This window comes from Pantoea sp. X-Soil-TKNS-1207, from assembly GCF_059730485.1.
The window spans coordinates 3,909,743-3,930,814 of sequence record NZ_AP035958.1 but is presented as its reverse complement, the minus strand read 5'-3'; the positions used below and the strand labels follow the sequence as shown (position 1 = coordinate 3,930,814).

At 52.9% G+C, this 21,072-nt stretch carries 24 protein-coding genes, 2 tRNA genes and 2 rRNA genes; 22 read left to right on the top strand and 6 right to left on the bottom strand.

The annotated features are described in order from the left end of the window. The first annotated feature begins 1 nt into the window (after position 1). The 12 genes from rpmD (at position 2) to AC6I8V_RS18210 (ending at position 6,284) form a co-directional block, all read left to right on the top strand. Positions 2-181, top strand: a complete 180-nt coding sequence (gene rpmD / locus AC6I8V_RS18265; protein WP_013510758.1) for a 50S ribosomal protein L30 — start codon at positions 2-4, stop codon at positions 179-181. 3 nt (positions 182-184) lie between these two features. After that, positions 185-619, top strand: coding sequence for a 50S ribosomal protein L15 (gene rplO, locus AC6I8V_RS18260; RefSeq protein ID WP_497843604.1), 435 nt, complete (start codon positions 185-187; stop codon positions 617-619). A 7-nt stretch (positions 620-626) separates the two neighbouring features. Further along, entirely contained in the window at positions 627-1,958 is a 1,332-nt protein-coding gene (gene secY, locus AC6I8V_RS18255; RefSeq protein ID WP_497843603.1) for a preprotein translocase subunit SecY, read from the top strand. Positions 1,959-1,990: 32 nt separating this feature from the next. Next, a complete protein-coding gene (rpmJ, locus tag AC6I8V_RS18250) occupies positions 1,991-2,107 on the top strand; it encodes a 50S ribosomal protein L36 (protein WP_004160566.1) in 117 nt (38 codons plus the stop codon). A 146-nt stretch (positions 2,108-2,253) separates the two neighbouring features. Then, positions 2,254-2,610: a 30S ribosomal protein S13 gene (gene rpsM / locus AC6I8V_RS18245; RefSeq protein WP_013510755.1), complete on the top strand. Its 357-nt coding sequence runs from the start codon at positions 2,254-2,256 to the stop codon at positions 2,608-2,610. Between the two features lie 16 nt (positions 2,611-2,626). Continuing rightward, a complete protein-coding gene (gene rpsK / locus AC6I8V_RS18240; RefSeq protein WP_004160563.1) occupies positions 2,627-3,016 on the top strand; it encodes a 30S ribosomal protein S11 in 390 nt (129 codons plus the stop codon). A gap of 32 nt (positions 3,017-3,048) precedes the next feature. Next, positions 3,049-3,669 carry a 30S ribosomal protein S4 gene (rpsD, locus tag AC6I8V_RS18235; protein WP_013510754.1) on the top strand — a complete coding sequence of 207 codons (621 nt, stop codon included), beginning with the start codon at positions 3,049-3,051 and terminating at the stop codon, positions 3,667-3,669. A gap of 25 nt (positions 3,670-3,694) precedes the next feature. Continuing rightward, positions 3,695-4,684 (top strand): DNA-directed RNA polymerase subunit alpha, encoded by a 990-nt coding sequence (locus tag AC6I8V_RS18230; RefSeq protein ID WP_007891688.1) that lies wholly within the window; start codon positions 3,695-3,697, stop codon positions 4,682-4,684. A 40-nt stretch (positions 4,685-4,724) separates the two neighbouring features. Continuing rightward, complete coding sequence (gene rplQ, locus AC6I8V_RS18225) at positions 4,725-5,111, top strand: 50S ribosomal protein L17 (RefSeq protein ID WP_003850180.1); 387 nt, start codon at positions 4,725-4,727, stop codon at positions 5,109-5,111. A gap of 112 nt (positions 5,112-5,223) precedes the next feature. Next, on the top strand, positions 5,224-5,595 hold the full coding sequence (locus tag AC6I8V_RS18220; RefSeq protein WP_497843602.1) for a DnaJ family domain-containing protein: 372 nt from the start codon (positions 5,224-5,226) through the stop codon (positions 5,593-5,595). Position 5,596: 1 nt separating this feature from the next. Then, a complete protein-coding gene (gene zntR / locus AC6I8V_RS18215) occupies positions 5,597-6,034 on the top strand; it encodes a Zn(2+)-responsive transcriptional regulator (protein WP_497843601.1) in 438 nt (145 codons plus the stop codon). 49 nt (positions 6,035-6,083) lie between these two features. Further along, positions 6,084-6,284: an alternative ribosome-rescue factor A gene (locus AC6I8V_RS18210; RefSeq protein ID WP_497845879.1), complete on the top strand. Its 201-nt coding sequence runs from the start codon at positions 6,084-6,086 to the stop codon at positions 6,282-6,284. A gap of 36 nt (positions 6,285-6,320) precedes the next feature. Here AC6I8V_RS18210 and mscL read toward each other — a convergent pair whose 3' ends face one another. The 5 genes from mscL to def all read right to left on the bottom strand — a co-directional run bounded on the left by mscL (position 6,321) and on the right by def (position 11,068). Then, a complete protein-coding gene (gene mscL / locus AC6I8V_RS18205; protein WP_497843600.1) occupies positions 6,321-6,731 on the bottom strand; it encodes a large-conductance mechanosensitive channel protein MscL in 411 nt (136 codons plus the stop codon). Between the two features lie 116 nt (positions 6,732-6,847). Continuing rightward, positions 6,848-8,224, bottom strand: coding sequence for a Trk system potassium transporter TrkA (trkA, locus tag AC6I8V_RS18200; RefSeq protein ID WP_497843599.1), 1,377 nt, complete (start codon positions 8,222-8,224; stop codon positions 6,848-6,850). Positions 8,225-8,254: 30 nt separating this feature from the next. After that, positions 8,255-9,541, bottom strand: coding sequence for a 16S rRNA (cytosine(967)-C(5))-methyltransferase RsmB (gene rsmB, locus AC6I8V_RS18195; protein WP_497843598.1), 1,287 nt, complete (start codon positions 9,539-9,541; stop codon positions 8,255-8,257). 48 nt (positions 9,542-9,589) lie between these two features. After that, positions 9,590-10,534, bottom strand: coding sequence for a methionyl-tRNA formyltransferase (gene fmt / locus AC6I8V_RS18190; protein WP_497843597.1), 945 nt, complete (start codon positions 10,532-10,534; stop codon positions 9,590-9,592). Between the two features lie 21 nt (positions 10,535-10,555). Beyond that, positions 10,556-11,068: a peptide deformylase gene (gene def / locus AC6I8V_RS18185; RefSeq protein WP_497843596.1), complete on the bottom strand. Its 513-nt coding sequence runs from the start codon at positions 11,066-11,068 to the stop codon at positions 10,556-10,558. Positions 11,069-11,185: 117 nt separating this feature from the next. On the opposite strand from def, the gene dprA reads away from it, so the two are divergent. From dprA to AC6I8V_RS18155, 6 genes are read left to right on the top strand one after another with little or no spacing between them, the layout of a single operon-like run. Further along, complete coding sequence (gene dprA, locus AC6I8V_RS18180) at positions 11,186-12,310, top strand: DNA-protecting protein DprA (protein WP_497843595.1); 1,125 nt, start codon at positions 11,186-11,188, stop codon at positions 12,308-12,310. After that, the gene (gene smg / locus AC6I8V_RS18175) at positions 12,282-12,755 is read left to right on the top strand and encodes a DUF494 family protein Smg (RefSeq protein WP_497843594.1); all 474 of its coding nucleotides are present in this window, start codon (positions 12,282-12,284) and stop codon (positions 12,753-12,755) included. The genes dprA and smg overlap by 29 nt, the downstream gene beginning before the upstream one ends. A gap of 24 nt (positions 12,756-12,779) precedes the next feature. Then, positions 12,780-13,334 carry a DNA topoisomerase family protein gene (locus tag AC6I8V_RS18170; protein WP_497843593.1) on the top strand — a complete coding sequence of 185 codons (555 nt, stop codon included), beginning with the start codon at positions 12,780-12,782 and terminating at the stop codon, positions 13,332-13,334. Further along, the gene (tsaC, locus tag AC6I8V_RS18165) at positions 13,331-13,906 is read left to right on the top strand and encodes an L-threonylcarbamoyladenylate synthase type 1 TsaC (protein ID WP_497843592.1); all 576 of its coding nucleotides are present in this window, start codon (positions 13,331-13,333) and stop codon (positions 13,904-13,906) included. Before AC6I8V_RS18170 ends, tsaC begins: the two co-directional genes overlap by 4 nt. 3 nt (positions 13,907-13,909) lie before the next feature. Beyond that, complete coding sequence (gene aroE / locus AC6I8V_RS18160; RefSeq protein WP_497843591.1) at positions 13,910-14,728, top strand: shikimate dehydrogenase; 819 nt, start codon at positions 13,910-13,912, stop codon at positions 14,726-14,728. After that, positions 14,725-14,973: a DUF1488 family protein gene (locus AC6I8V_RS18155; protein ID WP_497843590.1), complete on the top strand. Its 249-nt coding sequence runs from the start codon at positions 14,725-14,727 to the stop codon at positions 14,971-14,973. The genes aroE and AC6I8V_RS18155 overlap by 4 nt, the downstream gene beginning before the upstream one ends. Here the strand turns inward: AC6I8V_RS18155 and AC6I8V_RS18150 are convergent. Further along, on the bottom strand, positions 14,949-15,503 hold the full coding sequence (locus tag AC6I8V_RS18150; RefSeq protein ID WP_497843589.1) for a gamma carbonic anhydrase family protein: 555 nt from the start codon (positions 15,501-15,503) through the stop codon (positions 14,949-14,951). The two genes, AC6I8V_RS18155 and AC6I8V_RS18150, sit on opposite strands and share 25 nt — an antisense overlap. 468 nt (positions 15,504-15,971) lie before the next feature. Here AC6I8V_RS18150 and AC6I8V_RS18145 point away from each other — a divergent pair. The 4 genes from AC6I8V_RS18145 to AC6I8V_RS18130 all read left to right on the top strand — a co-directional run bounded on the left by AC6I8V_RS18145 (position 15,972) and on the right by AC6I8V_RS18130 (position 20,991). Continuing rightward, positions 15,972-17,513: ribosomal RNA gene (locus AC6I8V_RS18145) — 16S ribosomal RNA — on the top strand. Between the two features lie 73 nt (positions 17,514-17,586). Next, positions 17,587-17,663: transfer RNA gene (locus AC6I8V_RS18140), tRNA-Ile, on the top strand. Positions 17,664-17,812: 149 nt separating this feature from the next. After that, positions 17,813-17,888 (top strand) — tRNA-Ala (locus tag AC6I8V_RS18135). Between the two features lie 197 nt (positions 17,889-18,085). Further along, positions 18,086-20,991: ribosomal RNA gene (locus tag AC6I8V_RS18130) — 23S ribosomal RNA — on the top strand. Together the 16S and 23S rRNA genes with 2 tRNA genes alongside form the textbook arrangement of a ribosomal RNA operon. The last annotated feature ends 81 nt before the right edge of the window (positions 20,992-21,072 follow it).

The following is a 21,072-nucleotide window of genomic DNA, read 5'->3' as shown; positions in this document are numbered from 1 at the left end:
CATGGCGAAGACTATTAAAATTACACAAACCCGTAGCTCAATCGGCCGCCTGCCTAAGCATAAAGCCACTCTGGTTGGCCTGGGTCTGCGTCGTATTGGTCACACCGTTGAGCGTGAAGACACGCCTGCTGTACGCGGTATGATCAACGCGATTTCCTACATGCTGAAAGTGGAGGAGTAAGAGATGCGTTTAAACACTCTGTCTCCGGCCGAAGGGTCTAAACACGCTTCTAAGCGTCTGGGTCGTGGTATCGGTTCTGGCCTCGGTAAAACCGGCGGTCGTGGTCACAAAGGTCAGAAGTCTCGTTCTGGCGGTGGCGTACGTCGTGGTTTCGAGGGTGGTCAGATGCCTCTGTACCGTCGTCTGCCGAAATTCGGTTTCACCTCTCGCAAAGCAATGGTCACTGCAGAAGTTCGTCTGTCTGACCTGGCGAAAGTTGAAGGCGGTATTGTTGACCTGAATACGCTGAAAGCAGCAAACATCATCGGTGTTCAGATTGAATTCGCGAAAGTGATTCTGTCTGGTGAAGTTTCTGCACCGGTAACGGTTCGCGGTCTGCGTGTCACCAAAGGTGCTCGTGCTGCAATCGAAGCTGCTGGCGGTAAAATCGAGGAATAAGTAGCAGATGGCAAAGCAACCGGGATTAGATTTTCAAAGTGCCAAAGGGGGCTTTGGTGAACTGAAGCGCAGACTGCTGTTTGTAATCGGTGCACTGATTGTCTTCCGTATTGGCTCTTTTATTCCGATCCCCGGTATCGATGCCACTGTACTTGCCAAACTGCTTGAGCAACAGCGTGGCACCATCATTGAAATGTTTAACATGTTCTCTGGTGGTGCCCTCAGTCGTGCCTCGATCTTCGCACTGGGTATTATGCCGTATATTTCGGCCTCTATTATTATCCAGCTGCTGACGGTGGTTCATCCAGCGTTAGCGGAGATTAAGAAAGAAGGGGAGGCTGGCCGTCGTAAGATTAGCCAGTATACCCGTTATGGCACGCTGGTTTTGGCCGTATTCCAGTCGATCGGTATTGCTACCGGTCTGCCGAATATGCCTGGAATGCAAGGCCTGGTAATTAATCCAGGTTTTGCTTTCTACTTTACCGCTGTTGTAAGTCTGGTCACCGGGACTATGTTCCTTATGTGGCTGGGCGAACAGATTACTGAACGTGGTATCGGTAACGGTATCTCGATCATTATCTTCGCTGGTATTGTTGCGGGTCTCCCGCCGGCCATTGGCCATACCATCGAGCAAGCGCGGCAAGGTGACCTGCACTTCCTCCTGTTGCTGTTGGTTGCAGTTCTTGTATTTGCAGTGACCTTCTTTGTTATTTTCGTGGAACGTGGTCAGCGCCGTATCGTCGTGAACTACGCTAAGCGTCAGCAAGGTCGTCGTGTATATGCTGCACAGAGCACACATTTACCGTTGAAAGTGAATATGGCAGGGGTTATCCCGGCAATCTTCGCTTCCAGCATTATCCTGTTCCCGGCGACGATAGCATCCTGGTTCGGGGGCGGTACCGGTTGGAACTGGCTGACAACAATTTCGCTGTATTTGCAGCCAGGACAGCCGCTTTATGTGCTACTCTATGCGACTGCAATCATCTTCTTCTGTTTCTTCTACACGGCGTTGGTTTTCAACCCGCGTGAAACAGCAGATAACCTGAAGAAGTCTGGTGCATTCGTACCGGGAATTCGTCCGGGAGAACAAACGGCGAAGTATATTGATAAAGTGATGACACGCCTGACCTTAATCGGCGCGCTGTATATTACTTTTATCTGCCTGATCCCGGAGTTCATGCGTGATGCCATGAAGGTTCCCTTCTACTTCGGTGGCACATCGCTGCTGATCGTAGTGGTCGTCATCATGGACTTTATGGCTCAAGTGCAAACTCTGATGATGTCCAGTCAGTACGAGTCTGCATTGAAGAAAGCAAACCTGAAAGGCTACGGCCGTTAATTCAGGCGCTTGAGAAGTTACGGAGAGTAAAAATGAAAGTTCGTGCTTCCGTCAAGAAATTATGTCGTAACTGCAAAATCATTCGTCGCGACGGTGTCGTACGTGTGATCTGCAGCGCCGAGCCTAAGCATAAACAGCGCCAGGGCTGATTTTCTCACATATTTTTCTTGCAAAGTCGGGTTGAGCTGGCTAGATTAGCCAGCCAATCTTTTGTATGTCGATGCGTTTCCATTTGAGTATCCTGAAAACGGGCTTTTCAGCATGGTTCGCATTTATTTAATTATAGGAGTGCATAGTGGCCCGTATAGCAGGCATTAACATTCCTGATCAAAAACACACCGTTATCGCATTAACTTCGATTTTCGGTATCGGCAAAACTCGTTCTAAAGCCATCTGTGCTGAAACGGGTATCGCTGAAAATGTTAAGATCAGTGAGCTGTCTGAAGAACAAATTGATCAGCTGCGTGATGCAGTTGCGAAATTCGTTGTAGAAGGTGATCTGCGCCGTGAAATCACCCTGAGCATCAAGCGTCTGATGGACCTTGGTTGCTACCGTGGTTTGCGCCATCGTCGTGGTCTGCCAGTTCGCGGTCAGCGTACTAAGACCAACGCACGTACCCGTAAGGGTCCGCGTAAACCGATCAAGAAATAATCGGGGTGAGTAAATAATGGCAAAGGCACCAGTTCGTGCACGTAAGCGTGTAAGAAAGCAAGTCTCAGATGGCGTGGCTCACGTCCATGCTTCTTTTAACAACACCATCGTTACCATTACTGATCGTCAGGGTAACGCACTGGGTTGGGCAACCGCCGGTGGTTCCGGTTTCCGCGGTTCACGTAAATCTACTCCGTTTGCTGCTCAGGTCGCTGCAGAGCGCTGCGCAGAAGCCGTGAAAGATTACGGTATTAAGAACCTGGAAGTTATGGTTAAGGGTCCGGGTCCGGGTCGCGAATCTACTATTCGTGCTCTGAACGCCGCTGGTTTCCGCATCACTAATATTACTGATGTGACTCCGATCCCTCACAACGGTTGTCGTCCGCCGAAAAAACGTCGCGTATAACGCTTCGTTTTTAGGATAGTTGGAGAAAGAAAATGGCAAGATATTTGGGTCCTAAGCTCAAGCTGAGCCGTCGTGAGGGCACTGACTTATTCCTTAAGTCTGGTGTTCGCGCGATCGATTCCAAGTGCAAAATTGAACAAGCCCCTGGTCAGCATGGTGCGCGTAAACCGCGTCTGTCTGATTACGGCGGTCAGTTACGTGAAAAGCAGAAAGTTCGTCGTATCTACGGCGTGCTGGAGCGTCAGTTCCGTAACTACTATAAAGAAGCAGCGCGTCTGAAAGGCAACACCGGTGAAAACCTGTTAGCTCTGCTGGAAGGTCGTCTGGATAACGTAGTTTATCGTATGGGTTTTGGTGCCACTCGTGCAGAAGCACGTCAGCTGGTTAGCCACAAATCTATCCTGGTAAACGGCCGCGTTGTTAACATCGCTTCTTATCAGGTATCTCCGAATGATGTCGTAAGCATCCGTGAGAAAGCCAAAAAGCAATCTCGCGTGAAGGCCGCTCTGGAGCTGGCTGAGCAGCGTGAAAAGCCAACCTGGCTGGAAGTTGATGCGACTAAGATGGAAGGTGTGTTCAAGCGTATTCCTGAGCGTACCGATCTGTCTGCGGACATTAACGAACACCTGATCGTCGAGCTTTACTCCAAGTAAAGCTTAGTACCAAAGAGAGGACACAATGCAGGGTTCTGTGACAGAGTTTCTAAAACCGCGCCTGGTAGATATCGAGCAAGTGAGTTCGACGCACGCCAAGGTGACCCTTGAGCCGTTAGAGCGTGGCTTTGGCCATACTCTTGGCAACGCACTGCGCCGTATTCTGCTTTCTTCCATGCCGGGTTGCGCGGTGACCGAGGTTGAGATTGATGGCGTGCTCCACGAGTACTCCACCAAAGAGGGCGTACAGGAAGATATCCTGGAAATCCTGCTTAACCTGAAAGGGCTGGCGGTAAGAGTTCAGGGTAAAGATGAAGTCATTCTGACCTTGAATAAATCTGGCATTGGCCCTGTGACTGCAGCCGACATTACCCACGACGGTGATGTCGAAATCGTCAAGCCGCAGCATGTGATCTGCCATCTGACCGATGAAAACGCATCTATTAGTATGCGTATCAAAGTTCAGCGTGGTCGTGGTTATGTGCCGGCTTCTGCCCGAATTCATTCGGAAGAAGATGAGCGCCCAATCGGCCGTCTGTTAGTAGACGCTTGCTACAGCCCTGTAGACCGTATCGCCTACAATGTTGAAGCAGCTCGCGTTGAACAGCGCACCGACCTGGACAAGCTGGTCATCGAAATGGAAACCAACGGCACAATCGATCCTGAAGAGGCGATTCGTCGTGCGGCAACCATCCTGGCAGAACAACTGGAAGCTTTCGTTGACTTACGTGATGTACGTCAGCCGGAAGTGAAAGAAGAGAAACCAGAATTCGATCCGATCCTGCTGCGCCCTGTTGACGATCTGGAATTGACTGTCCGCTCTGCTAACTGCCTTAAGGCAGAAGCTATCCACTACATCGGTGATCTGGTACAGCGTACCGAGGTTGAGCTGCTCAAAACGCCTAACCTGGGTAAAAAATCTCTTACCGAGATTAAAGACGTGCTCGCCTCACGTGGTCTGTCTCTGGGCATGCGCCTGGAAAACTGGCCGCCGGCAAGCATCGCTGATGAATAACCCGATCACAGGTTAAGGTTTCACTGAGAAGGATAAGGTCATGCGCCATCGTAAGAGTGGTCGTCAACTGAACCGCAACAGCAGCCATCGTCAGGCTATGTTCCGCAACATGGCCGGTTCTCTGGTTCGTCATGAGATCATTAAGACGACTCTGCCGAAAGCCAAAGAGCTGCGTCGCGTAGTTGAGCCGCTGATTACTCTTGCCAAGACCGACAGCGTAGCTAATCGTCGTCTGGCATTCGCCCGCACTCGTGATAACGAGATCGTGGCAAAACTGTTTAACGAGCTGGGCCCGCGTTTCGCGAGCCGTGCCGGTGGTTACACTCGTATTCTGAAGTGTGGCTTCCGTGCTGGTGACAACGCTCCGATGGCTTACATCGAGCTGGTTGATCGTCCAGAAGCTCAAGCAGAAGCTGCTGCAGAGTAATTTGCAGTAACGTAAAAAACCCGCTTCGGCGGGTTTTTTATTGCCTGTCATTTCTTCCCATTTCCTCCCCTTTCGCTATGCTGATGGCTGTAATCCTTATCAGGAGCGATTTATGTGGCTCATTGACCAACTTGTTGAACAGCACATCCGCGCTGCTCAGGAAAAAGGCGAACTCAGCAACCTGCCGGGCGAGGGCGCTCCCCTCAAACTCGATGATGATAGCGGTGTGCCTGAAGAACTTCGCACCGGATATCGGCTATTAAAAAATGCCGGATTTTTGCCCCCCGAACTGGAACTGCGCCGTGAAGCGTTACAGGTGCAGGATCTGTTGCGTGAGCTGGATCCTGCGGATCATCAGGCCAGAGAGTTATCAAAGCGGCTAAGTTTGCTGGAACTGAAATTGCGCCAGGCGGGGATGAGTACTGCGTTTCTGCGTGGCGACTATAGTGATGCCATCAAACAGCGACTGGCGCAGGAGAAATAATATGTACCGTATTGGTCAGCTGGCAAAAATGGCGGATGTCACTCCCGATACCATCCGCTTTTATGAAAAGCAGCAAATGATGGATCACGAAGTTCGCACTGAAGGTGGTTTTCGCTTATATAGCGATGAGGATTTGCAGCGTCTGCGCTTTATTCGTTATGGACGTCAGCTGGGATTTAGTCTTGATTCCATTCGCGGCTTGCTGTCGATCCGTATCGATCCAGAACATCACACCTGCCAGGAATCGAAAGCCATCGTGGCAAAACGCCTCAATGAAGTCAGCACCATGATCGCCGAGCTACAAACTATCGAGCGTTCGCTGCAACGATTAGCAGAAACCTGTTGTGGAGATTTACACAGCAGTGCCTGTTGCTCAATACTCGAAGCGCTGGAGAAGGGGGAAGAACCACATCCGGAAATCTGTTGTGGTAAGGATTGAATTTATGTCGCAAAAGCCTATAGTTGCGCAATCATTTATCGGAGGAACTATGAGTCGTTATCAGCACCAAAAAGGTCAGATTAAAGACAACGCCCTTGAGGCCCTGTTGCACGATCCGCTATTTCGTCAGCGTGTTGAGCAAAATCAGAAAGGGAAAGGTAGCTACCGGCGTAAAGATAAACATGGCAAGGGTGGTAACTGGGAGGCCAGTGGTAAACAAAGCGGTTTACCACTGGCCTTCTGGTTTTAAGCAAAAAAAACCGCCTTAATAAGGCGGCTCTTTTAATCAGATTTTAGTGTTTTGTTGCTTCAGCAGGTCACGAATTTCCGTCAGTAATATCTCTTCGTTGGTAGGTTTCGGATCCGCTTTCTCCACTTCTTTCTTCTTATACAGCTTGTTCATTAATTTGATGGCGATAAAAATGGCAAAAGCCACGATAACGAAATCAAAGATGCTCTGAATAAAGACGCCGTATTCCATTACCACCGCAGGTACAGTGCCTTCCGCGGGTTTAAGTATCCACCTGAACTGCTTGAAATCGACCCCGCCAATCAGCAAACCCAATGGCGGCATAATGATATTGGCAACCAGTGATGAAACAATCTTGCCAAATGCCGCACCGATAATCACACCAACTGCGAGGTCAACCACGTTGCCGCGCATCGCAAAATCACGAAACTCTTTGAAAAAACTCATTGTTATCTCCTTGCCTTGGCCAATGCCTAAAGTCTAACAAACCTTTCTGCAATTGCCATTACAACAAGGGATTAAGTTAGATTATCACGGCGGGCAACGGCTGCTGCCCGCAGCGATTACAGGAAGAAAGGACTAGGCTGGAACAGGCGTTCGACATCGGGCACAAACTTCTTATCCGTCAGGAACATAATCACATGATCGCCCTGTTCGACGCGCACATTATCATTGGCGATGATCACGTCGTCACCGCGCACTACCGCCCCGATAATGGTGCCTGGCGGCAGTTTGATATCTTCAATCAGACGCCCGACTACGCGTGACGTGGTTTCTTCGCCGTGAGCGATCGCCTCGATCGCTTCGGCAATACCGCGACGTAAGGACGAAACACCCACAATATCCGCTTTACGCACATGTCCCAGCAGCGCAGAAATGGTGGCCTGCTGCGGTGAAATAGCAATATCGATCACGCTGCCCTGCACCAGATCGACATAGGCGCGGCGCTGGATCAGCACCATCACTTTCTTGGCACCCATTTTCTTTGCCAGCATGGCGGACATGATGTTGGCTTCATCATCATTGGTGACGGCAATAAACAGATCGATTTGATCGACATGCTCTTCAGCCAGCAATTCCTGATCCGAAGCATCGCCATAGAACACAATCGTATCCTGCAACTGTTCCGCCAGCTCTGCCGCGCGCTGCGGGTTGCGTTCGATCAGCTTCACGCTGTACTGCTTTTCCAGACGCTGCGCCAGGCCAAAGCCGATATTACCGCCACCGACCAGCATGATGCGTTTGTAGGGTTTTTCCAGCCGCTGCATCTCACTCATTACGGCACGAATATGCTGGCTGGCGGCAATAAAGAACACCTCATCGCCCGCTTCGACAATGGTCGAACCCTGCGGACGAATCGGGCGATCCTGACGAAAGATGGCGGCAACACGGGTATCGATATGCGGCATATGCTCGCGCAGGATGGAAAGCGGATTGCCGACCAGCGGGCCGCCATAATAAGCCTTTACCACCGCCAGGCTGACTTTCCCTTCGGCAAAGTTCACCACCTGCAAAGCGCCAGGATACTGGATCAGGCGGTAGATATTGTCGATCACCAGCTGTTCAGGCGAAATCAGATGATCGATAGGGATCGCTTCCGGGATGAACAGCTTGTCTGCGTCGCGCAGGTAATCGGCAGCACGGATGCGGGCAATACGGTTGGGCGTATTAAACAGGGAATAGGCAATCTGACAGGCGATCATATTGGTTTCGTCAGAACTGGTCACCGCGACCAGCATATCGGCATCCTCCGCTCCCGCTTCACGCAGGATACGCGGATGTGAGCCGTGGCCCTGCACCACACGCAGATCGAATTTGTCCTGCAACTGACGCAAACGCCCAGCATCGCTATCTACCACGGTAATGTCGTTGTTTTCGCCAACCAGGTTTTCCGCGAGAGTGCCGCCGACCTGTCCGGCGCCAAGGATAATAATTTTCATCGCTATGAACTCTTGTCAGATTGCGCCGTATTACTTTTTCATCAGCTTAGCGTAGAAGAAACCATCACCGCCATCTGCGTTGGGGAACACCTGCCAGCCGTTTTCCTGGCCCTGCGGTAAGACTTCTGCGCTGGCATCGGCATGTGCGGTGAGAAAGGCGCTGATCTGCTGATGATTTTCTTCCGGCAGAATCGAGCAGGTGGCGTAAAGCAGGGTGCCGCCACTCTTCAGCCGCGGCCACACAGCAGCAAGGATTTCCTGTTGCAGGCTGGCAAGTTCGGCGATGTCGCGATCGCGCCGCAGCCATTTGATATCGGGATGACGACGAATCACGCCGGTGGCGGAGCAGGGCGCATCCAGCAGGATACGATCGAACTGCATCTCGCCACACCATGCTGCCGGTGTACGGCCATCGCCCTGGCGGACATCTGCCGCCATGCCGAGACGTTGCAGATTTTCGGTAACGCGTGCCAGGCGCTGCTCATCAATATCAACGGCCAGCACCTTCGCCTGAGGGGCGATTTCGAGGATATGCGTGGTTTTACCGCCGGGTGCGGCGCAGAGGTCGAGGATGGTTTCGCCATTTTGCGGCTCCAGCAGTAAAGCACAGCGCTGCGCAGATAAATCCTGCACAGTCACCCAGCCCTGATCAAATCCAGGTAACTGGCCCACCGGGGCTGGCGTCTCCAGGCGGAGCGCATCAGGCGCATCTGCCGGGAAAGCGTTTTTTTCTGCCTGTTGCAGCAGCGCCAGCCAGGCATCACGCGAATGGTGCTGGCGGTTCACGCGTAGCCACATCGGTGGACGCTGATTATTGGCCTCAACGATCTGCTGCCAGTTTTCAGGCCAGGCCGTCTGCAAACGCTTGAGCAACCAGGCGGGATGCAGATAACGCTGCGGCCCCTGATCGACTTCCGCCACAAGGGTTTCCTGCTGGCGCTGAAACTGGCGCAACACGCCATTCAGCAAACCTTTCAGGTTCGCGCGCTTCAGCACCTCGGCACCGGCTACGGTTTCCGCCAGTGCGGCATGAGGCGGCACGCGGGTATAGAGCAGCTGATACAACCCGACCATGATCAGATAGTGAAGTACGCGCTGCTTACCGGTTAACGGGCGCTCCATCAGTTTGCCAATCAACCCTTCGAGTTGTGGCAGGGTGCGCATCACACCAAAGCAGAATTCCTGTAGCAGTGCGCTGTCTTTGTCGGAAAGCGTTTTTTGGGCAGCAGGCAGAATGGCGCTGAGCGACTCGCCTTTATCTACCACGCGTTCAATCAGTTGCGCGGCGAGGCTGCGCAGATTTGTCGATTTTTTCATGCGATTCTTTCATCAAACAAAAAGCCCGGTATCAACCGGGCTATGGGATCAGGCCAGAATGTTGCCGGGAGTGAACCATTCGCGACGCGAGTTGAGCAGATCCTGCGCGGACATTGCTTTCTTGCCTGCCGGCTGTAGCGAAAGCAGATTCAGTACCCCATCGGCGGTGGCAATCTGGATGCCTTGCTTATCGGCATGGAGAATCTCACCGGGCTGTTTGGCCTGGTGTGGCAACACGCTAGCCTGCCAGACTTTCACCGGTTGATCGTCAACCATGAAATAGCTCACCGGCCACGGATTGAAGGCACGAATGCAACGTTCAAGTTGGGCTGCGGAGAGCGTCCAGTCGAGACGCGCCTCTTCTTTGCTCAGCTTCTCAGCATAACTGACCAGCGCTTCATCCTGTTTTTCCGGCTGCGCGCTACCGTCAGCCAACTGCTCCAGCGTCTTCAGCATCCCTTCAGGACCGAGTTGCGCCAGTTTGTCATACAACGAGGCACTGGTGTCCGCAGCGGTGATCGGGCAGGAGAGCTTATGCAGCATATCGCCGGTATCCAGCCCTACGTCCATTTGCATAATGGTCACACCGGTTTCGGCATCGCCAGCCCAGAGGGAGCGCTGAATCGGCGCGGCGCCACGCCAGCGCGGCAGCAGTGAGCCATGTACATTGATGCAACCCAGACGCGGCATATCCAGCACCGCTTTTGGCAGAATCAGGCCATAAGCCACTACCACCATCACATCGGCTTGTAATGCGGCGACCAGCTGCTGATTCTCTTCAGGTTTTAATGACTTTGGCTGAAAAACCGGAACGTCATGCGCCTGCGCCAGCACTTTCACCGGGCTGGGCGTGAGTTTATTACCACGGCCGGCGGGACGATCGGGTTGAGTAAAGACGCCAACCACCTGATGCTCAGAAGCGAGCAGCGCGTCGAGATGACGCGCTGCAAAGTCAGGTGTACCGGCAAAGATGATTTTTAACGGTGCAGACACAGTTTAACCTTCTGTTCGCACTCAGGATGCGCGGGCATTCTGGCGTGCCAGTTTTTCCAGTTTCTGTTTGATGCGCTGACGTTTCAGCGGGGACAGATAATCAATAAATAATTTGCCATCAAGATGGTCGATTTCGTGCTGGATGCAGATAGCCAGCAGGCCGTCGGTTTCCAGCTCAAACGTGTTGCCTTCGCGATCCTGCGCGCGGACTTTCACCCACTCAGCACGCGAGACAAAAGCACGCTGTTCCGGGATAGAAAGACAGCCTTCTTCAATGCCGGTTTCACCGCTTTTTTCCAGCAGTTCCGGGTTGATCAGCACCAGACGTTCTTCGCGACTTTCCGACACATCAATCACGATAATGCGTTGATGAATATCAACCTGAGTCGCCGCAAGGCCAATGCCTTCTTCGGCGTACATTGTTTCAAACATGTCATCGACGATGCGCTGCACCCCGGCGTCTACGGTTTTTACCGGCGCCGCGATTTTGCGAAGGCGATCGTCAGGGAAATGTAATACCTGCAAAACTGACATAAATTTCCAGATCTGTATGCGTTAAAGAAAAGATTACTGCCTCATATTGTAGACTTTTTGGGGGCTGATTGACAGCATTGCACCGCATCAAGACTCGGGCTGAACAGGGAGTGCAGCGTGGACAAAATCGAATGGATGCTCAGGCTGGCAAATGTGAAAGGACTCAGCGGTTATCAACTGCGGCAGCTGGCCAGCGTGCTGCACATGTCCGGGCAAATTAGTGATGCGTTACTGGCAGATCAGGGACTGAATGAAACGCAGCGGCGACAATTTACCACGCTGTGCCCGCGTCAGCTGGTGCGTACTCAACGCTGGCTGGAAAATCCACAGCATCGGCTGCTGTCGGTGCTGGATAATGCCTATCCCCAGCGGCTTGCTGAAATCAGCCGTTTCCCTTCATTGCTCTACGTGATGGGGGACAGCGAGGCGCTGCAGTCCCCGCAACTCGCCGTCGTCGGCAGCCGCCACTGTTCTTATTATGGCAGGGAGTGGGGAGGCTGGTTCACGCAGCAGCTGGCATCACAAGGTCTGACCATCACCAGCGGGCTGGCGCGTGGTATTGACGGCATTGCGCATCGCGCTGCACTCGATGCGGGCGGCAAAACCATCGCCGTACTGGGCAGCGGGCTGCAACATATCTATCCCAAACGTCACCAGAAGCTGGCGCAGGAGATCATCAGCAACGGCGGTGCGCTGGTGTCGGAATTTATGCTGGATATGGCTCCCTACGCGGTCAATTTTCCCCGTCGTAATCGCATTATCAGCGGCCTGAGCCTGGGGGTATTCGTGGTTGAAGCCTCTCTGAAAAGCGGTTCGCTGGTGACGGCGCGCTACGCATTGGAACAAAATCGCAACATTTACGCCTTACCCGGCGCGCTGGGAAACCCCGGAAGTGAAGGAACACACTGGCTGATTCAGCAAGGCGCACTGCTGGTCGCGCATCCTGATCATATTTTAGAGGACCTGCATTCGGCGTTTCATTGGTTACCCGCAACAACCTCAGAAACAATATATTCACAAGACAGTGACGATGTTCCATTGCCATTTGCAGACGTGTTGGCTAACGTAGGTGATGAGGTTACACCTGTTGACGTCGTCGCTGAACGTGCCGGCCAACCTGTGCCAGTTATCTCAGCCCAGTTGCTGGAGCTGGAGTTAGCAGGATGGATCGCAGCTGTACCCGGCGGCTATGTCCGATTGAGGAGGGCATGCCATGTTCGACGTACTTATGTACTTGTTTGAGACCTATATCCACAACGAAGCCGAAATGCGCGTGGATCAGGATAAATTGACCGATGATTTAACCGATGCCGGTTTTCATCGTGAAGATATCTACAATGCGTTGAATTGGCTTGAGAGACTGGCGGATTATCAGGAAGGTTTGGTCGCGCCGGTGTTGCTGGCGAACGATCCGCTGTCAATGCGAATCTACACGGAAGAAGAGAGCCAGCGTTTAGATGCCGAGTGCCGCGGTTTTATTCTGTTCCTGGAACAAATTCAGGTGCTGAATATGGAAACGCGCGAAATGGTTATCGAACGTGTGATGGCCCTCGATACCCTCGAATTCGATCTGGAAGATCTCAAATGGGTGGTGCTGATGGTGTTGTTCAACATCCCAGGATGTGAAAATGCCTATCAGCAAATGGAAGAACTGTTATTCGACGTCAATGAAGGTATGCTGCATTAATTTGCGATTAATGCATCGGGTTATATGAGTAAACCAGCACTATTTACCGTGCGTAAACACGATCCCTGCCCCGCTTGCGGGGCAGAATTAGTGATACGCGCCGGCAAACATGGCCCATTCCTTGGGTGCGTAAACTATCCAACCTGCGACTATATTCGCCCGCTGAAAAGCCAGGGCGATGGACACGTAGTTAAAGTTCTGGAAGGTCATGCCTGTCCACAATGCGGTGCTGACAAAGTGCTGCGTCAGGGGCGGTTTGGGATGTTTGTCGGCTGTAGCCACTATCCTGAATGTGATTACACCGAGACGATTGATAAGCCTGATGAGACGGCAATCGCCTGTCCACAGTGCCAGAGCGGAAAGCTGGTGCAGCGCCGTTCGCGCTACGGCAAGACATTCCACTCCTGCGATCGTTACCCCGACTGCCAGTTTGCCCTGAACGCCACTCCGGTGGAGGGTGTCTGCCCGCACTGTCAGTTCCCTCTATTAATTGAAAAGAAAACCGCGCAGGGCATGAAACGTTTCTGCGCCAGTAAGCGCTGCGGGAAGCCCGTTGCGCAGGACAACTCATTACCATGACGCAAAATCTTACCTCGCCAGGAAGTCTCGATTTTTGTATTGAGCAACTGCAACAGCAGGCGGTCATTGCCTATCCCACGGAAGCGGTCTTTGGTCTGGGCTGCGATCCCGATAGCGAAAGTGCCGTGATGTCATTACTGGCGCTGAAACAGCGACCAGTGGAGAAAGGGTTGATCCTGATTGCTGCTGACTATGCTCAACTCGAGCCTTATGTGGCCGATCAGGAACTTTCCGTGGTACAGCGTGAACGTATGTTTGCCTGCTGGCCGGGTCCGGTCACGTTTGTGTTACCGGCATCGCCGCATACGCCACGCTGGCTGACCGGACGTTTCGACTCCCTGGCAGTGCGCGTTAGCGATCATCCCGATGTGCAGGCGTTGTGCCGCCGCTTTGGTAAACCGCTGGTTTCAACCAGCGCCAATCTGTCTGGCGAGCAACCCTGCCGTACCGCGGCGGAAGTGGCGCAGCAATTTGGCACGGAATTCCCGGTATTGCAGGGTGAAACCGGTGGCCGTCTTAATCCTTCAGAAATCCGCGACGTTATCAGCGGTGAACTTATCCGTCAGGGCTAATTCATGGACAACTTTGCCGTTTTCGGTAATCCGATTGAACACAGTAAATCGCCTTTTATCCACCGTCTGTTCGCGGAGCAAACCGGTATTGATCACCGCTATGGGCGGGTGTGTGCGCCAGTGGATGGATTCCCGCAAGCCATCGGCGAGTTTTTCTCGTCGGGCGGTAAGGGAGCAAACATAACCTTACCCTTTAAACAACAGGCGTGGGAATTCGCTGATGAACTCAGCGAGCGCGCTGCGCTGTCGGGGGCGGTCAACACGCTTAAGAAAGATGCGCAGGGGCAGATCCTTGGCGATAACACCGATGGTATCGGCCTGCTGAGCGATCTGGAACGACTGCATATGATTCGCCCCGGCGACCGTGTGCTGCTGGTGGGGGCGGGCGGTGCCGCGCGCGGCGTGATTTTACCGCTGCTCTCCTTAGGCTGTTCACTTACGGTAGCGAATCGCACGATGGAACGGGCAGAGTTACTGGCGGATATCTTCCAGCACAGTGGCGCCATTCACGCCTGTGGTTTTGACGCGCTGGCGGGGCAATCGTTTGATCTGATCGTTAATGCAACGTCCAGTGGCGTCGATGGCAAAGTGCCACCGCTACCGGTTTCATTGATTACTCAGCATACCCGTTGTTATGACATGTTCTATCAGCAAGGGCTGACGCCGTTTTTGCTCTGGTGTCAGCAGCTGGGAGCGCATCAGCTTGCCGATGGCTTAGGTATGCTGGTGGGGCAGGCGGCTCATGCTTTCCAGCTGTGGCATGGCGTAATGCCGGAGATCACGCCAGTGATTGCACAATTAAAGCAGGCGATGCAGCCGTGAATCAGGCCATTCAGTTCCCGGACCGGGAAGAATGGGATCATAATCGCCAGGCGGTATGTTTTCCGGCGATGGTCAATGGCATGGGATTGATGTGCGCGATTTCGTCAGAAGCATTGCACGCCCGCTTTGGCGAAGGTGAAGCGATGGCGCTATTTAGCGTCCATCGCTGGGATCTTGAAGAAGAGGCGGAACAGCTGATCCGCAATGATGAGGTCGACAATCAGGGTTGGGTCTGGTTTTCCTGAGCGAGATAATCATTTTTCCAGCCAACATAGTTGTTGGCTGAGTAGCGAAGCCCTTCAATCTCCGCCTCGCTTAGCGGGCGAATTTGTTTTACCGGGCTGCCTAAATAAAGGTAGCCACTCTCCAGCCGCTTCCCAGGGGGAACCAGGCTGCCTGCGCCAATCATCACATCCTCTTCAACGATCACGCCGTCCAGCAGAATCGATCCCATACCAACCAGTACGCGATCGCCAATGGTGCAGCCATGTAACATCGCTTTGTGGCCGACGGTAACGTCTTCGCCAATCACCAGCGGGTACCCATCCGGGTTGCTGGCTGATTTGTGGGTCACATGCAGCACGCTGCCATCCTGCACATTGGTGCGAGCGCCAATGATCACCCGGTTCACATCACCACGAATGGCGACCAGCGGCCAGATGCTGACATCGTCTCCTAATATGACGTCACCCACCACCACACTGGTTTTATCGATCATTACCCGATCGCCGGTTTGTGGGTAGCTGCTTTTATAGGGACGTAGGGCTGTTGACATGATCTTTCTCCTTTTGCTCATTTATCCCTAGCCTGAGCGCGATCCAGGCATCAGACAAGCTGATTTTTAACCGGATCGTTCGTGATCTCAGCAGAAAGGATGAAAACTCACCACTCGAATAAAAAGATCGAAAAAAGGGGTTGTGCAATTTATTCGGATCCCTATAATGCGCCTCCACTGACACGGCACAACGGCTTACGAAGTGTGGTTCAGCAGGTAGCGAAATATCGCTAACCACCAGAGAAAAATCTCGAAAAAGAGATTGACTCTGAAGGAGGAAAGCGTAATATACGCCACCTCGCGACAGCAGCGTAAAGCACTGGTCGCACTGCTCTTTAACAATTTATCAGACAATCTGTGTGGGCACTCGCAGGATTGATATCAAAAGTCTACGGACTTAAAAAATATCAAGTCTCAAGAGTGAACACGTAATTCATTACGAAGTTTAATTCTTTGAGCATCAAACTTAAATTGAAGAGTTTGATCATGGCTCAGATTGAACGCTGGCGGCAGGCCTAACACATGCAAGTCGAACGGTAGCACAGAGGAGCTTGCTCCTTGGGTGACGAGTGGCGGACGGGTGAGTAATGTCTGGGGATCTGCCCGATGGAGGGGGATAACTACTGGAAACGGTAGCTAATACCGCATAACGTCGCAAGACCAAAGTGGGGGACCTTCGGGCCTCACACCATCGGATGAACCCAGATGGGATTAGCTAGTAGGTGGGGTAACGGCTCACCTAGGCGACGATCCCTAGCTGGTCTGAGAGGATGACCAGCCACACTGGAACTGAGACACGGTCCAGACTCCTACGGGAGGCAGCAGTGGGGAATATTGCACAATGGGCGCAAGCCTGATGCAGCCATGCCGCGTGTATGAAGAAGGCCTTCGGGTTGTAAAGTACTTTCAGCGGGGAGGAAGGTGTGATGGTTAATAACCGTCGCAATTGACGTTACCCGCAGAAGAAGCACCGGCTAACTCCGTGCCAGCAGCCGCGGTAATACGGAGGGTGCAAGCGTTAATCGGAATTACTGGGCGTAAAGCGCACGCAGGCGGTCTGTCAAGTCGGATGTGAAATCCCCGGGCTTAACCTGGGAACTGCATTCGAAACTGGCAGGCTAGAGTCTTGTAGAGGGGGGTAGAATTCCAGGTGTAGCGGTGAAATGCGTAGAGATCTGGAGGAATACCGGTGGCGAAGGCGGCCCCCTGGACAAAGACTGACGCTCAGGTGCGAAAGCGTGGGGAGCAAACAGGATTAGATACCCTGGTAGTCCACGCCGTAAACGATGTCGACTTGGAGGTTGTTCCCTTGAGGAGTGGCTTCCGGAGCTAACGCGTTAAGTCGACCGCCTGGGGAGTACGGCCGCAAGGTTAAAACTCAAATGAATTGACGGGGGCCCGCACAAGCGGTGGAGCATGTGGTTTAATTCGATGCAACGCGAAGAACCTTACCTGGCCTTGACATCCACGGAATTCGGCAGAGATGCCTTAGTGCCTTCGGGAACCGTGAGACAGGTGCTGCATGGCTGTCGTCAGCTCGTGTTGTGAAATGTTGGGTTAAGTCCCGCAACGAGCGCAACCCTTATCCTTTGTTGCCAGCGATTCGGTCGGGAACTCAAAGGAGACTGCCGGTGATAAACCGGAGGAAGGTGGGGATGACGTCAAGTCATCATGGCCCTTACGGCCAGGGCTACACACGTGCTACAATGGCGCATACAAAGAGAAGCGACCTCGCGAGAGCAAGCGGACCTCATAAAGTGCGTCGTAGTCCGGATCGGAGTCTGCAACTCGACTCCGTGAAGTCGGAATCGCTAGTAATCGTAGATCAGAATGCTACGGTGAATACGTTCCCGGGCCTTGTACACACCGCCCGTCACACCATGGGAGTGGGTTGCAAAAGAAGTAGGTAGCTTAACCTTCGGGAGGGCGCTTACCACTTTGTGATTCATGACTGGGGTGAAGTCGTAACAAGGTAACCGTAGGGGAACCTGCGGTTGGATCACCTCCTTACCTGAAGATACCTTCCTCCGAAGTGCTCACACAGATTGTCTGATAGAAAAGTAACGAGCAGAAGAACCTCTGCAGGCTTGTAGCTCAGGTGGTTAGAGCGCACCCCTGATAAGGGTGAGGTCGGTGGTTCAAGTCCACTCAGGCCTACCAAATTTCTCCTCACGCTGCGTTATGCGCGGTCGTTTACCGATGTAAACGTCCTGTCCGCATGTGCTGTATGAGAAGAGATTGCATTCTTTATTTGTCTGAAGAATAGCAACTCGGTTGAGTGGTAGCAGTGGTCTCTGCAGTAACTGTATGGGGCTATAGCTCAGCTGGGAGAGCGCCTGCCTTGCACGCAGGAGGTCAGCGGTTCGATCCCGCTTAGCTCCACCATTACAGTTCTTCAATACTTCAGAGCGTACCGGAAACGGTGTGCTGCGAAGTATTTGCTCTTTAACAATCCGGAACAAGCTGAAAATTTGAAACGACGCGCAGTCGTATTCCTCCGTAATAAGGAATACAGCACGGCGCGTTCGAGTCTCTCAAATGCTTGCAGTCTGCACGCGTTGCAAAACGCCTGTGGGTTGTGAGGTTAAGCGACTAAGCGTACACGGTGGATGCCCTGGCAGTCAGAGGCGATGAAGGACGTGCTAATCTGCGTAAAGCGCCGGTAAGGTGATATGAACCGCTATAGCCGGCGATGTCCGAATGGGGAAACCCGGTGCACTCAGTGCATCATCGTTAACTGAATACATAGGTTAACGAGGCGAACCGGGGGAACTGAAACATCTAAGTACCCCGAGGAAAAGAAATCAACCGAGATTCCCCCAGTAGCGGCGAGCGAACGGGGAACAGCCCAGAACCTGAATCAGTTTGTGCATTAGTGGAAGCGTCTGGAAAGTCGCAGGGTACAGGGTGATACTCCCGTACACAAAAATGCACTTACTGTGAGTTCGATGAGTAGGGCGGGACACGTGGTATCCTGTCTGAATATGGGGGGACCATCCTCCAAGGCTAAATACTCCTGACTGACCGATAGTGAACCAGTACCGTGAGGGAAAGGCGAAAAGAACCCCGGCGAGGGGAGTGAAACAGAACCTGAAACCGTGTACGTACAAGCAGTGGGAGCATCCTTCGGGGTGTGACTGCGTACCTTTTGTATAATGGGTCAGCGACTTATATTCTGTAGCAAGGTTAACCGTATAGGGGAGCCGCAGGGAAACCGAGTCTTAATTGGGCGTTAAGTTGCAGGGTATAGACCCGAAACCCGGTGATCTAGCCATGGGCAGGTTGAAGGTTGGGTAACACTAACTGGAGGACCGAACCGACTAATGTTGAAAAATTAGCGGATGACTTGTGGCTGGGGGTGAAAGGCCAATCAAACCGGGAGATAGCTGGTTCTCCCCGAAAGCTATTTAGGTAGCGCCTCGTGAATTCATCTCCGGGGGTAGAGCACTGTTTCGGCTAGGGGGCCATCCCGGCTTACCAACCCGATGCAAACTGCGAATACCGGAGAATGTTATCACGGGAGACACACGGCGGGTGCTAACGTCCGTCGTGAAGAGGGAAACAACCCAGACCGCCAGCTAAGGTCCCAAAGTCATGGTTAAGTGGGAAACGATGTGGGAAGGCACAGACAGCCAGGATGTTGGCTTAGAAGCAGCCATCATTTAAAGAAAGCGTAATAGCTCACTGGTCGAGTCGGCCTGCGCGGAAGATGTAACGGGGCTAAACCATGCACCGAAGCTGCGGCAGCGACACTATGTGTTGTTGGGTAGGGGAGCGTTCTGTAAGCCGTTGAAGGTGGACTGTGAGGTCTGCTGGAGGTATCAGAAGTGCGAATGCTGACATAAGTAACGATAAAGCGGGTGAAAAGCCCGCTCGCCGGAAGACCAAGGGTTCCTGTCCAACGTTAATCGGGGCAGGGTGAGTCGACCCCTAAGGCGAGGCTGAAAAGCGTAGTCGATGGGAAGCAGGTTAATATTCCTGCACTTGGTGTTACTGCGAAGGGGGGACGGAGAAGGCTAGGTTATCCGGGCGACGGTTGTCCCGGTTTAAGCGTGTAGGCGTGTGCTCCAGGCAAATCCGGTGCACTTTAACGCTGAGGCGTGATGACGAGCCACTACGGTGGTGAAGTAACTGATGCCCTGCTTCCAGGAAAAGCCTCTAAGCTCCAGGTAACACGAAATCGTACCCCAAACCGACACAGGTGGTCAGGTAGAGAATACCAAGGCGCTTGAGAGAACTCGGGTGAAGGAACTAGGCAAAATGGTGCCGTAACTTCGGGAGAAGGCACGCTGGCGCGTAGGTGAAGGGACTTGCTCCCGGAGCTGAAGCCAGTCGAAGATACCAGCTGGCTGCAACTGTTTATTAAAAACACAGCACTGTGCAAACACGAAAGTGGACGTATACGGTGTGACGCCTGCCCGGTGCCGGAAGGTTAATTGATGGGGTTATCCGTAAGGAGAAGCTCTTGATCGAAGCCCCGGTAAACGGCGGCCGTAACTATAACGGTCCTAAGGTAGCGAAATTCCTTGTCGGGTAAGTTCCGACCTGCACGAATGGCGTAATGATGGCCAGGCTGTCTCCACCCGAGACTCAGTGAAATTGAAATCGCTGTGAAGATGCAGTGTACCCGCGGCAAGACGGAAAGACCCCGTGAACCTTTACTATAGCTTGACACTGAACATTGAGCCTTGATGTGTAGGATAGGTGGGAGGCTTTGAAGCGTGGACGCCAGTCTGCGTGGAGCCAACCTTGAAATACCACCCTTTAATGTTTGATGTTCTAACGTAGGCCCGTAATCCGGGCTGCGGACAGTGTCTGGTGGGTAGTTTGACTGGGGCGGTCTCCTCCCAAAGCGTAACGGAGGAGCACGAAGGTTGGCTAATCCTGGTCGGACATCAGGAGGTTAGTGCAATGGCATAAGCCAGCTTGACTGCGAGAGTGACGGCTCGAGCAGGTGCGAAAGCAGGTCATAGTGATCCGGTGGTTCTGAATGGAAGGGCCATCGCTCAACGGATAAAAGGTACTCCGGGGATAACAGGCTGATACCGCCCAAGAGTTCATATCGACGGCGGTGTTTGGCACCTCGATGTCGGCTCATCACATCCTGGGGCTGAAGTAGGTCCCAAGGGTACGGCTGTTCGCCGTTTAAAGTGGTACGCGAGCTGGGTTTAGAACGTCGTGAGACAGTTCGGTCCCTATCTGCCGTGGGCGCTGGAGAATTGAGGGGGGTTGCTCCTAGTACGAGAGGACCGGAGTGAACGCACCACTGGTGTTCGGGTTGTCATGCCAATGGCATTGCCCGGTAGCTAAGTGCGGAAGAGATAAGTGCTGAAAGCATCTAAGCACGAAACTTGCCCCGAGATGAGTTCTCCCTGACTCCTTGAGAGTCCTGAAGGGACGTTGAAGACGACGACGTTGATAGGCCGGATGTGTAAGTGCAGCGATGCATTGAGCTAACCGGTACTAATGACCCGTGAGGCTTAACCTTACAACGCCAGAGGCGTTTTGGTTGAGAGACCAGAGAAGAATTTTCAGCTTAGTTCAAACGGATTGGTTCGCATGGCCTGAG

Bases quoted from the DNA above. Each gene is read 5' to 3' on its own strand.
- rsmB (WP_497843598.1), bottom strand. From the start codon at position 9,541: ATGAAAAAATCGACAAATCTGCGCAGCCTCGCCGCGCAACTGATTGAA.
- AC6I8V_RS18220 (WP_497843602.1), top strand. From the start codon at position 5,224: ATGTGGCTCATTGACCAACTTGTTGAACAGCACATCCGCGCTGCTCAG.
- trkA (WP_497843599.1), bottom strand. From the start codon at position 8,224: ATGAAAATTATTATCCTTGGCGCCGGACAGGTCGGCGGCACTCTCGCG.
- def (WP_497843596.1), bottom strand. From the start codon at position 11,068: ATGTCAGTTTTGCAGGTATTACATTTCCCTGACGATCGCCTTCGCAAA.
- rpmD (WP_013510758.1), top strand. From the start codon at position 2: ATGGCGAAGACTATTAAAATTACACAAACCCGTAGCTCAATCGGCCGC.
- aroE (WP_497843591.1), top strand. From the start codon at position 13,910: ATGGACAACTTTGCCGTTTTCGGTAATCCGATTGAACACAGTAAATCG.
- smg (WP_497843594.1), top strand. From the start codon at position 12,282: ATGTTCGACGTACTTATGTACTTGTTTGAGACCTATATCCACAACGAA.
- AC6I8V_RS18170 (WP_497843593.1), top strand. From the start codon at position 12,780: ATGAGTAAACCAGCACTATTTACCGTGCGTAAACACGATCCCTGCCCC.
- rplO (WP_497843604.1), top strand. From the start codon at position 185: ATGCGTTTAAACACTCTGTCTCCGGCCGAAGGGTCTAAACACGCTTCT.
- rpsK (WP_004160563.1), top strand. From the start codon at position 2,627: ATGGCAAAGGCACCAGTTCGTGCACGTAAGCGTGTAAGAAAGCAAGTC.
- rpsD (WP_013510754.1), top strand. From the start codon at position 3,049: ATGGCAAGATATTTGGGTCCTAAGCTCAAGCTGAGCCGTCGTGAGGGC.
- zntR (WP_497843601.1), top strand. From the start codon at position 5,597: ATGTACCGTATTGGTCAGCTGGCAAAAATGGCGGATGTCACTCCCGAT.
- tsaC (WP_497843592.1), top strand. From the start codon at position 13,331: ATGACGCAAAATCTTACCTCGCCAGGAAGTCTCGATTTTTGTATTGAG.
- rplQ (WP_003850180.1), top strand. From the start codon at position 4,725: ATGCGCCATCGTAAGAGTGGTCGTCAACTGAACCGCAACAGCAGCCAT.
- secY (WP_497843603.1), top strand. From the start codon at position 627: ATGGCAAAGCAACCGGGATTAGATTTTCAAAGTGCCAAAGGGGGCTTT.
- rpmJ (WP_004160566.1), top strand. From the start codon at position 1,991: ATGAAAGTTCGTGCTTCCGTCAAGAAATTATGTCGTAACTGCAAAATC.
- AC6I8V_RS18210 (WP_497845879.1), top strand. From the start codon at position 6,084: ATGAGTCGTTATCAGCACCAAAAAGGTCAGATTAAAGACAACGCCCTT.
- AC6I8V_RS18230 (WP_007891688.1), top strand. From the start codon at position 3,695: ATGCAGGGTTCTGTGACAGAGTTTCTAAAACCGCGCCTGGTAGATATC.
- AC6I8V_RS18150 (WP_497843589.1), bottom strand. From the start codon at position 15,503: ATGTCAACAGCCCTACGTCCCTATAAAAGCAGCTACCCACAAACCGGC.
- mscL (WP_497843600.1), bottom strand. From the start codon at position 6,731: ATGAGTTTTTTCAAAGAGTTTCGTGATTTTGCGATGCGCGGCAACGTG.